This window comes from Brevibacillus thermoruber 423 (assembly GCF_000454065.1).
In the GTDB taxonomy this organism is placed as follows: domain Bacteria; phylum Bacillota; class Bacilli; order Brevibacillales; family Brevibacillaceae; genus Brevibacillus; species Brevibacillus thermoruber.
In genome coordinates, this window is sequence record NZ_KE695655.1 from 111,500 (window position 1) to 124,436 (window position 12,937).

Genomic DNA, 12,937 nt, shown 5'->3' on the forward strand with positions numbered 1-12,937 from the left:
CGATTTGTATCAACGTGAATACAAACAAACAGCATATACGGAGAAATTCTTCTTATCAAGAGAGGCGGAGGGACAGGCCCTATGAAGCCCGGCAACCGGCTCATCGCACAGATGGGTGTCGCGGTGCCAATTCCTACAAGATCGGCTGAATCTTGAGAGATGAGAAGGGTGGATGTGATCGGATAACGATGCAAACCCCTTTTTCATGTTGAAAAAGGGGTTTGTTCCGTATCAGGGAGGTGAACCGGATGATTCGCTTGCAAAACTTGCGCAAGAACTACACGGTACAAGGTAAGACGGTCCCCGCGCTGCTCGGGATTGACCTGACCATAGAAAAGGGAGAAATCTTCGGCATCATCGGACATTCCGGTGCCGGGAAAAGTACGCTGATTCGCTGCATCAACATGCTGGAGCGTCCGACATCCGGTCACGTAATCGTAGACGGCGTCGACCTGACCACGCTGGATGACCGCAAGCTGCAGGAGCAGCGGCGCCAAATCGGCATGATCTTTCAGCACTTCAATCTGCTCTCTTCGGCCACGGTGGCGGAGAACGTGGCCTTTCCCCTGAAGCTGGCGAAGCGGCCAAAGGCGGAGATTGACAAAAAGGTAAGCGAACTGCTCGCGCTGGTCGGCCTGGAAGCGCACCGCGACAAGTATCCGAGCCAGCTCTCCGGCGGGCAGAAGCAGCGCGTCGGCATCGCCCGCGCGCTGGCCAGCGATCCGAAAGTGCTGCTGTGTGACGAGGCGACATCCGCGCTCGACCCGCAGACGACCAATTCGATTCTCGCCCTGCTGCTGGACATCAACCGCAAGCTGGGATTGACCATCGTGCTGATCACGCACGAGATGCACGTCATCCGCTCCATCTGCGACCGCGTCGGCGTCATCGACGGGGGCGTCATCGTCGAGGAAGGCAGGGTTCTGGACGTGTTCCTCAAGCCGCAGCATCCGACCACGCGGGAGTTCGTGGAGCAGGTGGCTGATTCCGCCGAGCTGCGGGAAGCGGTGGCCCACGAAAAGGCGGCCGGCGACCGGACGATTGTCCGCGTCACGTTCCTGGGCGAAAAGACGTACCAGCCGATCCTGTTCCAGACCATGCAGGAGACCGGCACAATGTTCAGCATCCTGCAGGGCACCATTTCGCGGATGAAAGAGACGCCGTACGGACAGTTGGTCGTCGAATTGAACGGCGACCCGGAGCAGAGCAGCCGCGCCATCGAAACCTTGCGCCAGCGCGGCCTGGAAGTGGAGGTGATGTAAATGGGACTGACGTTTGAAAACGTCGATCTGACGGAAATCGGCCAAGCCACCCTGGATACACTGACGATGCTGGGCTTCTCGACGCTGTTTACCGTCCTGATCGGACTGCCGCTGGGCGTCCTGCTGTTTCTCACCTCCAAGGGACAGCTTCTGGAAAACCGCGCCTTTTACGCGATTGCGTCCTTTGTCGTGAACGTGCTGCGCTCGGTGCCGTTTATCATCCTGATGATCATGCTGATTCCGCTGACGAAGGTTCTGGTCGGCACGTCGCTGGGCGTCAAGGGAGCGATCCCGCCGCTGGTGATCGGGGCGGCTCCGTTTTTCGCCAGACTGGTGGAGACGTCGCTCAGGGAAGTGGACCGCGGCGTAATCGAAGCGGCCCAGTCGATGGGGGCGTCCAACTGGCAGATCATTTGGAACGTGCTGCTGCCCGAATCCCGGCCGGGGTTGATTGCCGGCATTACGATTACCACCGTGGCGCTCGTCTCCTACACGGCGATGTCCGGCGTCATCGGCGGCGGCGGTCTGGGCGACCTGGCCATCCGCTACGGGTACCAGCGGTTCCAGACCGATGTGATGATCGTTACGGTCGTGATTTTGCTGGTGTTGGTTCAGATCTTGCAAACGCTGGGAGACAGACTGGTGATCCGCTTCAGCCGCAAGTAAGATCTTCACCATAAATATGAGGAAAGAGAAAGGGGAAATCATCCGTGAAAAAATGGGCTGTTTCCATTCTGTCCACTGTACTGGCATTGTCCTTGGCCGCATGCGGCAGTAAAACCGAAACCGCTCCGAATCCGGCCAACAGCGGTTCGGGCGGGGGCGAACAAAAAGAAATCACGCTGAAAGTGGGCGCTTCGCCTGTACCGCATGCTGAAATCCTGAAATTCATCCAGCCGAAACTGAAAGAACAGGGCATCAACCTGGAAATCAAGGAATTTACCGACTACGTGCAGCCGAACGTACAGTTGAACGAACAGCAGTTGGATGCCAACTTCTTCCAGCATATTCCGTACCTGGAGCAGTTCAACAAAGACCAGAACATGAACCTGGTGCCGGTCGTGCCGGTACACATCGAGCCGTTCGGCGCCTACTCCAAGAAAATCAAGAAGATTGATGAACTGGCGAACGGCGCAACCATCGCCCTGCCGAACGACCCGACCAACAACGGCCGCGCGCTGGCCCTGCTGGAGAAAAACGGCCTGATCAAGCTGAAAGACGGCGTCGGCATCAAAGGCACCGTAAAAGATATCGTCGAGAACAAGAAAAACCTGCAGTTCAAAGAAGTGGAAGCAGCCATGCTGCCGCGCGTTCTGGAAGAAGTGGATCTGGCGATGATCAACACCAACTACGCGCTGGAAGCCAATCTGGTGCCGACCAAAGACGCACTGATCATCGAAGACAAGGAGTCTCCGTACGCCAACTATCTGGTAGCACGTCCGGACAACAAGGACTCCGAGGCCATCCAAAAGCTGGCGAAAGAGCTGAACTCGCCGGATGTGAAGAAGTTCATCGAGGATACGTATAAAGGAGCGGTTGTGCCGGCGTTCTAAGCCCATCCCTCCCGTGACGCCCGAATCGGTTGATTCGGGCGTTTTCATTTTCATTTACAATTGGAAACGTTTTCATAAAACAAAATTAAACTTACTTAAAATCGCTTTAATATTACTAAAAGTACAGTATATTGATAGTGGATCTTTTTGGAGGATAAGGGGGAATGTTTCATGAAAAAGACAGTGTTTGCCGCGATGAGCTCCATCCTCGTACTGGGTGCGGCTCTGGCCGGCTGCGGCGGGGAAAAGGCGGCTGACCAGGCACAAGACAAGACGGAGCAGCAGGAAAAGACCGGACCGAAAGTGCTGCGCCTGAATCTGCCCAGCGAACCGCCGTCCGCCGACCCCGGACTGATCGAAGAAAACATCGGGGGTGCGATCGCCCGCGCCACCTTTGACGGACTGACCCGCATCGGGGAGGACGGCAAACCGCACGAATCCGTGGCGGAAAAGATCGACATTTCTGAAGACGGCCTCACCTACACGTTCCATCTCCGCGATTCGAAATGGAGCAACGGCGATCCGGTGACCGCCCACGACTTCGAATACGCCTGGAAGCGCGTACTCGATCCGAAGCTGGGCTCCACCTACGCCTACCAGCTCTACTGCATCAAAGGCGCCGAGGAATACAACAACGGCAAGGGCAGCGTGGAAAACGTCGGCGTCAAGGCGCTGGACGACAAAACGCTGCAGGTGCAGTTGAAGAACCCGACGCCGTACTTCCTGGAGCTGACCGCCTTCTACACCTACTATCCGGTGAACAAAAAAGTGGCGGAATCCAACCCGAACTGGGCGATGGAAGCCCAAACCCACGTGGGCAACGGCCCGTTCAAGATCGAACAGTGGGAGCACAAGAGCAAGCTGATTCTCGTGAAAAACGAGAATTACTGGGACAAGGACGCCGTGAAGCTGGACAAGATCGACTTCTCCATGGTAGACGACGCGAACACCGAGCTGTCCATGTTTGAACACGGCGACCTCGACTGGGCCGGCGGACCGCTGAGCGCGCTGCCGATCGACGCGATTCCGGCGTTGAAGGAATCCGGCAAGATGCAGACCCGCGCGATTGCCGGCACTTACATGTACAAGTTCAATACGGAGCAGCCGCCGTTTACCAACGCCAAAATCCGCAAGGCGTTTGCCTACGCGATTAACCGCAAGTCCATCATCGAAAACGTGACGCAGGCCAATCAGGAACCGGCGATGAGCCTGGTGCCGCCGACCATGGCCGTCTCGTCCCAACCGTACTTCAAGGACAACGATGTGGAAACCGCGAAAAAGCTGCTGGCAGAGGGCATGAAGGAGCTGGGCATCACCAAGCTGCCGCCGATCACGCTCTCCTACAACACGTCGGAAGGGCATCAAAAAATCGCTCAAGCGATCCAGGACCAATGGAAAAAGGCGTTCGGGGTCGAGGTGAAGCTGGAAAACAAGGAGTGGAAGGTGTTCCTGGAAGACATGCACCAAGGCAAGTTCCAGATCGGACGCTCCAGTTGGACCGGCGACTTCAACGACGCGATCAACTTCCTGGATCTGTTCAAGTATAAAAAAGGCAGCAACAACGACACCAACTGGGAACATCCGAAGTATCAGGAACTCCTGAACAAATCGGCGGCGGAGAAGGACCCGGAGAAGCGCAGGCAAATCCTGGCCGAGGCGGAAGCGCTGTTCATGGACGAAATGCCGGCGGCGCCGATTTACTTCTATACCCAATCCTACGTGAAGAACGACAACGTGAAGGGCGTGGTGCTGGACGGTCTGGGCTTTGTCGACTGGAAGTGGGCAACCATCGAATAAGCAGGCACGGCACACGCCATAGAGAAGGGCCGAACGGCTCTTCTTTTTTTGACGTCCATTTGAAAATATTTGGAACAATACGTATAATAGAAAAGATTGGAAAAAGGAGGGAAGTAGATATGCGCAAAACCATGAGCATCTCACTCGGCACGCTGTTGGCCGTGAGTGCCGTGCTGGCATCCGTGGGCAGCGCCGCGGCAAGCGGAGCCGCCCAGCCGACAGCCGAAGCGAAAAAAAGCGGCAAGGTGCTGCGGGTCAACCTGGGTTATGAAATCCCCACCGCCGACCCGAGCCTGTCCGAAGACCCGGTGTCCGCAGCGATCGTCCGGGCCACGTTTGACGGGCTGACCCGGACCGGCCCGGACGGCAAGCCGCAGCCGTCCATCGCGGAGAAAATCGACGTCTCCGCTGATCTCCTGACCTACACGTTTCACCTGCGGGACGCCAAGTGGAGCAACGGCGATCCGGTAACCGCCCACGACTTCGAATATGCGTGGAAGCGGGCGCTCGATCCGAAAACGGGTGCCAATTACGCCTATCAGCTTTACTACCTCAAAAACGGCAAGAAGGCCAACAGGGGAGAGGCGAAGCTGGACGAGGTGGGGGTCAAAGCGCTGGACGCCAAGACGCTGCAGGTCACGCTGGAGCAGCCGACCCCGTTTTTCCTGGAGCTGACGTCATTTCCCACCTACTATCCGGTAAACAAAAAAGTGGCGGAAGCCAACCCCAAGTGGGCCAATGAAGCGGGCACCCACGTCGGCAACGGGCCGTTCAAGCTGGCGGCCTGGGAGCACAAACAGAAGCTGACGCTCGTGAAAAACGACAAGTACTGGGACAAGGATGCCGTCAAGCTGGACAGGATCGAAGGAACGATGGTCGAGGACGAAAACACGGAGCTGGCCATGTTTGACAACGGCGAGCTCGACTGGGCCGGCCAACCGCTGGGGCAGCTCCCGCCGGACGCCCTCCCCTACCTGAAGGAGGAGGGCTTGCTGCAAACACAGCCGATCGCCGGTGTCTACTACTACAAATTCAACACGGAGCAGCCCCCGTTTACCAACGCCAAAATCCGCAAGGCGTTCGCCTACGCCCTCAACCGGAAGGCGCTGAGCGATGAAGGCGTGATCGGCACTCATCTGCCGGCTCTCGGGTTCGTCCCGCCGACCATGACCGTTTCGTCCCACCCGTACTTCAAGGACAACGATGCGGAAACCGCGAAAAAGCTGCTGGCAGAGGGCATGAAAGAGCTGGGCATCTCCAAGCTGCCGCCGATCACGCTCTCCTACAACACGTCGGAAGCGCACAAAAAGATAGCCGAAGCGATTCAAAAGCAGTGGCGGCAGACGCTCGGGGCGGAGGTGAAGCTGGAGAACAAGGAGTGGAAGGTGTTTCTCGAGGACCTGCACAACGGCAGCTATCAAATTGCCCGCTATGGCTGGCTGGGCGATTTCAACGACCCGATCAACTACCTGGAGCTGTTCATGGAGAAAGACGGGGGCAACAACGACACCCATTGGGAAAACGCTGAATACCGGAAGCTGTTGACCCAGTCCGCCACGCAAACCGATCCCGAGAAGCGCAGGGAACTGCTGGCGCAGGCGGAAGCCATCCTGATGGACGAAATGCCGGTCTTGCCGATCTATTACTACACGCAAAGCTACGTGAAAAGAGACCACGTGCAGGGCGTCCTGATCGACGGACTGGGCTTTATCGACTGGAAGTGGGCGAGCATCAAATAACGTGTCGCAAAGAAAGGGAGAAGAGCCATCGTGCTCTTCTTTTTTTTGCTCATCCATACACGAATGTTTATTATTCCAATAAAAATTTTTATAAATAAATAAAATTTTATTAAATCATCGTAAAACTTGTTTAAAAAGAATATATATGGATGTATATTGAGAAAAGATTTAGACAAGGGGGATAAGTGGCATGAAAAAGAATATTTTTGTAGCGATGAGTTCCATCCTCGTGCTCGGCGCCGCCCTCGCAGGGTGCGGAGGCAATCAGGCCCAATCGGACAATCCAAACCAGGGTGGCTCTCAGGCGGCGGAATCCGCGGCGAAAACCGGCCCGCAGGTGCTGAAGTGGAACCTTCACTCCGAACCGCCTACGGCTGACCCGGGCCTCTCCGAAGATACAACCTCTGCGGCCATCATTCGTGCGACGTTCGACGGGCTTACCCGGATCGGAGCGGACGGTCAGCCGCATGAGTCCGTTGCGGAAAAAATCGACGTTTCCGAAGACGGCCTCACGTACACCTTCCATCTGCGCGACTCCAAGTGGAGCAACGGCGATCCGGTGACCGCGCACGACTTCGAGTTCGCCTGGAAGCGCGCGCTCGACCCGAAAACCGGAGCGGCCTACGCGTACCAACTGTACTACATCAAGAACGGGGAAGCGTACAACAAGAACAAGGCCAAAGCGGAAGATGTCGGCGTCAAGGCGCTGGACGACAAGACGCTGGAAGTGAAGCTGGAAAACCCGACGCCTTTCTTCAAGGAACTGACGGCGTTCCCGACCTATTACCCGGTCAACAGGAAACTGGTTGAATCCAACCCGAACTGGGCCATGGAAGCGAGCACCCACGTGGGGAACGGTCCGTTCAAGATGGCAGAATGGGAGCACAAGAACAAGCTGGTGCTCGTGAAAAACGAAAACTACTGGGACAAAGATGTGGTAAAAGTGGACAGAATCGAGTTCTCCATGGTGGAAGACGAGAACACCGAGCTGTCCATGTTTGACAACGGCGAGCTCGACTGGGCCGGTGCGCCGATGAGCGCACTGCCGACGGACGCCATTCCGGCTCTGAAAGAATCCGGCAAGATGCACACCCAGCCGATCGCAGGTGTCTACTGGTATAAGTTCAACACGGAAAAACCTCCGTTTAACAATGTAAAAATTCGTAAAGCGTTTGCGTACGCGATCGACCGTCAATCCCTGATCGACAACGTGCTGCAAGCGGGCCAACTTCCGGCTATGGGCGCGGTTCCGCCGTCGATGGCGCTGAACAAGGACGGCTACTTCAAGGACAACGACGTGGAGACCGCGAAGAAGCTGCTGGCAGAAGGCATGAAGGAGCTGGGCATCACCAAGATGCCGCCGATCACGCTCTCCTACAACACGTCCGAAGGGCACCAAAAAATCGCCCAAGCGATCCAGGACCAATGGAAGAAAAACCTGGGCGTCGATGTGAAGCTGGAAAACAAGGAGTGGAAGGTGTACATCGAAGACCTGCACCAAGGCAAGTTCCAAATCGGACGCCAGGGCTGGCTGGGCGACTTCAACGACCCGATCAACTTCCTGGAGCTGTTTAAGGAAAAAATGGGCGGCAACAACGACACCCGTTGGGAACATCCGAAGTTCAAGGAGCTGCTGGACCAGTCCGCTCTGGAAAAGGATCCGGAGAAGCGCAAGCAGATCCTGGCCGATGCCGAGAAAATCTTCATGGACGAAATGCCGGTCATCCCGATCTACTTCTACACCAACTCCTGGGTGCAAAAGGAGAACCTCAAAGGCATCGTCATCGGTGGGCTCGGCGACATCGACTGGAAATGGGCTTCCATTGAATAATGCGCGGAACAGAGAGGCACATGCGTGTGCTTCTCTTCTTTTTTTTCGCCCGCCATGGACATTCGACCAAACCCCCAAAGTCCTTTGGTCATAGAGTAACAAGGAATAAACCGAACCAAGGGGGAGAAGCCGTGGATCTTGGAAAGCTGTTGAGCCTGGTTAAGTCGATTCCGAAAGAAAAGTTGAAGACAGACGCAGGGCTGAAGGAAGTGATCCGCGATCTGGGCAGAAAGACCGGAAAGTCGTTTACCGATCAGGAGCTGAATCAGTACGTGGCGCAGTTTCGGCGGTTGGCCCAGACGGAGAACGTTAACAGCCTGTTGAACAAGCTGGGCCAAAAGGGGATTAAGGAAAGCGACCTGAACAACATCAAGAAACGACTGAGATAGCGGGGGAGGTGGAACTATCGCTCAGAAGACGAAAGGCAAGCAAAAAAACACCGTCTCCCATGCGCAGCTGCTGGAGACGATAAACCAGTTGGCCGAAGCCCACAACTCCAGCAAAGAACAGATCATTAGCGAAATGGACCAGGTGCGGATTGAACTGCAGGAGATGAAGGAGACGCTCAACCGCTTGAAGGTACAGCCGCCGGCCCAGAGGCGGGGGCCGCTCTTTCGCCGCCGTCGGAGGGTGCCGGTCCAGGTGGAGCCGGAAAAGCCCAAGCTCTCCTTGTCTCTGGAAGATCTGCTGCCTTTGCTGCCCCATTTGAGCGGGACGTTTCCTCAATTGAAAAATCCGAAGGTGGCGGAGTCGATCAAGGTGCTTGCCAATCCGGCCGTGATGGCCATGATTCAGCAGTTCCTGGCAAACAGCGGTCTGACAGGCAAATCCGTCACCCAGGCCAGCCGGAAGGAAAGACGTTCTCCGGGCTGGGGCAGACGTTGAGGCGTTCTCTACAAGGAAGCGCCTCTTTTTTTGTCCGCAGAAAAATATTGGAAAAAATGTGCCGTAATTCGACACATTTTTTCTTTTTTCGACTGAATTTGGTCCAAAACTCCTACAAACTTTGTCGCCTTTGCTGCGTCTAATACTATGGCGCATCCCGCTCGGTAGTTTATGCCAAATCGAGAAAACCAACGGAGGAGGTCAGGATGAAGAGACGATTGTTACTGTTTTTTGTACTGCTGGTCCTGCTGGTCCTGCTGCTCATCCCCGGGTGGGCTGCGGCGGCCGGCAGCGCCAACGAAGAACCGGTGAACCTGATGATCAATGGACAAGCCGTCCAGCCTGATGTGCCGCCGCTTATCCAAAACGGCCGCACGCTGGTTCCGATCCGGGTGATCGCCGAAGGGTTGGGTGCCGATGTGAAGTGGGATGAGGCCGCGCGGACGGCGACCATCAAGCGCGGCGGACAAAAGCTGGTGCTCACGCTTGATTCCACGGCGGCCCTGGTCAACGGGAAACAGGTGAAGCTGGACACCCCGCCGGTCGTGCGCCAGCAGCGGATGCTTCTGCCGCTGCGGTTCGTTGCCGAATCGCTCGGCGTCACGGTGGGATGGAACGAGTCCTCTCGCACGGTAATCGCCAACGAGACGCCATCCGTTCTGATCAACGGCAAAAGTCCGTCCAAGCCGCTGGAGTTCTACCGGATGGGCAACTCGCTGTACGTCTCCGCACAGGCGGTGGCCGAACAGGTGGGATGGAAGGATTTCGCCTGGAAGCACCCGGACGAGACCGTCACCATCGACGGTCAGCAGGTGGTGCCCCTGGATCGGCTGGAAAAAGAACTGGGCGGCAGCATGACGTGGGACAAGCGGGACAACCGCGTCGAGATCGAACGGCTCAGCCGCTTTACCGGTGCTGCCGCGGAAGGGAACAGCGTCCGGATCGACACCACGCTGCCCGTGACCCCTGCTGCGTTCGTCCTGGAGGGACCGCACCGCATTGTGCTGGATCTGCCGCAGACCGAACTGGATGACGACCTGTTGGCCGCACTGGGCAGCCAGAAGGCCGACGAGGTTGGAGGGACGGATGGGCAGAATCAGCCGGATCAAGCAGGGGACGCGAATCAGATGTCGCCGTCGGACAAGCCTGCCGCCGGCACGCTGATCGCCAATATCCGATACAGCCAGTACAGTTCTTCGCCGAAGACGGTTCGGGTCGTCATTGAGCTGAACCAGAAGAGCCAGTATAATCTGGAGTATACCAACGACGGGATTACCGTCAAACTGACGCCTGCTGCGACTGCTCCCGGCAAGACGGGCTTCCTGATTGTCGTCGACGCGGGACACGGGGGCCACGACAATGGGGCCGGCGGCGCAGCCGGCAATGTGGAAAAGGACTTTACCCTGGCCGTTGCCAAAAAGCTGGCGGCAGAGTTGAAGAAGTACCCCGAGTTTCAGGTGGAGATGACGCGCACCACGGACGTCTATCTGACCCTGGCACAGCGGGTGGCGTTCGCCAACGATCGGAAGGCGGATCTGTTCATTTCGATTCACGCCAACTCGTTCACGAAGCCGACCGCGGGGGGTACCGAGACGTTCTACTACAACGCCAACAGCGAAGCCCTGGCCCGGATCGTACACCGTCACCTGCAGGGGGCGACGAAATTTCCTGACCGGGGCGTGAAGCAAACCGCGTTTTACGTGATCAAAAACACGAAAATGCCGGCCGTGCTGACGGAGACGGGCTTCCTCTCCAATCCGACGGAAAACGCCCAGCTCACGTCGCCGGCGTTTCAGGACAAAGTAGCCAAAGCGCTTGCCGCCGCCATTCGCGAGTACTATCTCACGTACCGGTAAGCGGCGGGACAAGCCAGGCGACATGACCAGAAGGGGGGTTCCCGATGAAACGACGCAGTTTGATCGGACTCGCTGCAGCTCTCGTGCTGCTTGTGGCAGGATGCGGACAGGGGGCGAAGCCCGCACCGCAGCCATCCGGCCAGCAGACAGGCGCGACCGCGCCGCAGCCGCAGGCGGAACAGCCGACGACACCACAGGCTGAAAAGCCGGCGCAGCCGCAGCTCACCAAGAAGACGATCGCCGTGTACTACACGGACGACAACTTGACGGCCCTGCAAAAGGAAGAGCAGGAGATCGCGTATGCCGACGACCTCGACAAGTACAAAAAAGCGATCGCCCTGCTGGAAAAACCGAAGCAGGCGGGACACAGCCCGCTGTGGAAGGATTTCCACTATCACTCCGTCACGTTTGACAAAGGCACGCTGACCATTGACGCCGACAGCAAGAATGTGTACAACCTCGGTTCCAGCGGCGAAGCCATGGCCATTGATGCGTTGAAGCAGACGCTGTTCCAGTTCGACGAAGTGAAGCGCATCGTGATTCTGGAAGACGGCAAGCCGGCCGAGTCCCTGATGGGTCACGTTGACATCACGGAACCGTTGACAAGAGACAGCCAATGATGACAAACGACATGTCCAGTACCGGACATGTCGTTTCATTGTGCAGACAAAGTGACTGCCTGGGGGAGAAGCACGTTTCCGGCTTCCGCTCCGTGCTCGCCCAGCAGGGAAGCACAGGCTGCACGCTCCGCACCGATTTGCGGGGGATCGCCAAAGCCGCATCGCTGCGCAGCCCATTCAGAGGTGGCGCTCCTTTTTCCCGCAAATCGCTGCTCCGCTTGGTAGGGCTTCACAAGTCGCTCTGCCTGGAAACATGCTTCTCCTCCGACACAATAGGTTTGTCTTCAGGCTGAAACGACATGTCCAAAACCGGACATGTCGTTTTTTTGTTACGAAAAAGGGCTGTCGCGAATCGGCCAAACTTTAAAAAAGCTTTACAATGGCACCACAATTCAACAACATTCGAGCGGTATAGTTTGTTCATGGAAAGAGAAACAATCCAAACCGATGTTTAAGGAGGATTTTCATCAGATGAAAAAGCTCGGCAAAATGCTTATGGTGCTGACCTTCGCAGGTGCGCTTCTGGCGGGATGCGGAAGCAACAACGCAGCTCCGGCACAACCGGAACAACAAGGCAATGCGCAAAACACCGGTTCTTCCGTATCCGGCGAGCCAGTAACCGCAGTAGGTTCCACCGCACTGCAGCCGCTCGTCGAACAAGCGGCAAAAGACTTCATGGCCAAGAACCAGGGCGCGCAAATCCAGGTGCAGGGCGGCGGCAGCGGCACCGGTTTGAGCCAGGTTGCCAGCGGGGCAGCCACCATCGGCAACTCCGACATCTTCGCCGAAGAGAAACAAGGCATTCCGGCCAACGAGCTGGTCGACCATAAAGTGGCGGTAGTCGGGATGGCAGCAGTCGTAAGCCCGAAAGTCACGGTTGACAATCTGACCAAGCAGCAGTTGATCGACATCTTCACCGGCAAAATCACCAACTGGAAAGAAGTGGGCGGTCCTGACCTGAAAGTTACGCTGGTAAACCGTCCGAAGAGCTCCGGCACTCGCGCCACCTTCCACAAGTTCGCGCTGGACGGCCATGACGAAGCGGAAGGCATCACCGAAGATTCCTCCGGCACCGTTCGCAAAATCGTAGCGGAAACCCCGGGTGCCATCGGCTATTTGGCTCTTTCCTACATCGACAATTCGGTAAAAGCGCTGAAACTGGACGGCGTGGAAGCCACTGCGGAAAACATCACCACGAACAAGTATCCGGTATGGGCGTATGAACACATGTACACCAAGGGGGAACCGACCGGCACGGCAAAAGCGTTCCTCGACTTCATCCTGAGCGATGAGGTGCAGAAGAAAACCGTCAAGGACCTGGGCTTCCTGCCCATCACCGACATGAAGATGGAGCGCGACGCCCAAGGCAATGTAACCCAAAAATAATGGACAGA

At 56.8% G+C, this 12,937-nt stretch carries 11 protein-coding genes and 1 riboswitch; all 11 genes read left to right on the forward strand.

Features of this window, described 5'->3' with window-relative positions; all coding sequences use genetic code 11:
* The first annotated feature begins 49 nt into the window (after positions 1–49).
* Positions 50–166, forward strand: a riboswitch (SAM riboswitch).
* An 82-nt stretch (positions 167–248) separates the two neighbouring features.
* Positions 249–1,262: a methionine ABC transporter ATP-binding protein gene (locus tag M516_RS0121695; RefSeq protein WP_029100977.1), complete on the forward strand. Its 1,014-nt coding sequence runs from the start codon at positions 249–251 to the stop codon at positions 1,260–1,262.
* Positions 1,263–1,928 carry a methionine ABC transporter permease gene (locus tag M516_RS0121700; RefSeq protein WP_029100978.1) on the forward strand — a complete coding sequence of 222 codons (666 nt, stop codon included), beginning with the start codon at positions 1,263–1,265 and terminating at the stop codon, positions 1,926–1,928.
* A 44-nt stretch (positions 1,929–1,972) separates the two neighbouring features.
* A complete protein-coding gene (locus M516_RS0121705; RefSeq protein WP_029100979.1) occupies positions 1,973–2,815 on the forward strand; it encodes a MetQ/NlpA family ABC transporter substrate-binding protein in 843 nt (280 codons plus the stop codon).
* A gap of 171 nt (positions 2,816–2,986) precedes the next feature.
* A complete protein-coding gene (locus M516_RS0121710; RefSeq protein ID WP_029100980.1) occupies positions 2,987–4,612 on the forward strand; it encodes a peptide ABC transporter substrate-binding protein in 1,626 nt (541 codons plus the stop codon).
* Between the two features lie 119 nt (positions 4,613–4,731).
* Positions 4,732–6,351: a peptide ABC transporter substrate-binding protein gene (locus tag M516_RS0121715; RefSeq protein WP_029100981.1), complete on the forward strand. Its 1,620-nt coding sequence runs from the start codon at positions 4,732–4,734 to the stop codon at positions 6,349–6,351.
* 190 nt (positions 6,352–6,541) lie between these two features.
* Entirely contained in the window at positions 6,542–8,182 is a 1,641-nt protein-coding gene (locus M516_RS0121720) for a peptide ABC transporter substrate-binding protein (protein WP_029100982.1), read from the forward strand.
* 131 nt (positions 8,183–8,313) lie between these two features.
* Positions 8,314–8,571, forward strand: a complete 258-nt coding sequence (locus M516_RS0121725; protein WP_029100983.1) for a hypothetical protein — start codon at positions 8,314–8,316, stop codon at positions 8,569–8,571.
* A gap of 88 nt (positions 8,572–8,659) precedes the next feature.
* Positions 8,660–9,067 carry a hypothetical protein gene (locus M516_RS0121730; protein WP_238551026.1) on the forward strand — a complete coding sequence of 136 codons (408 nt, stop codon included), beginning with the start codon at positions 8,660–8,662 and terminating at the stop codon, positions 9,065–9,067.
* Positions 9,068–9,273: 206 nt separating this feature from the next.
* Positions 9,274–10,923, forward strand: a complete 1,650-nt coding sequence (locus M516_RS0121735; protein ID WP_029100985.1) for an N-acetylmuramoyl-L-alanine amidase family protein — start codon at positions 9,274–9,276, stop codon at positions 10,921–10,923.
* A gap of 44 nt (positions 10,924–10,967) precedes the next feature.
* Positions 10,968–11,543: a GerMN domain-containing protein gene (locus M516_RS0121740; RefSeq protein WP_029100986.1), complete on the forward strand. Its 576-nt coding sequence runs from the start codon at positions 10,968–10,970 to the stop codon at positions 11,541–11,543.
* Positions 11,544–12,014: 471 nt separating this feature from the next.
* Positions 12,015–12,929, forward strand: coding sequence for a phosphate ABC transporter substrate-binding protein (locus tag M516_RS0121745; protein ID WP_029100987.1), 915 nt, complete (start codon positions 12,015–12,017; stop codon positions 12,927–12,929).
* Positions 12,930–12,937 lie beyond the last annotated feature (8 nt).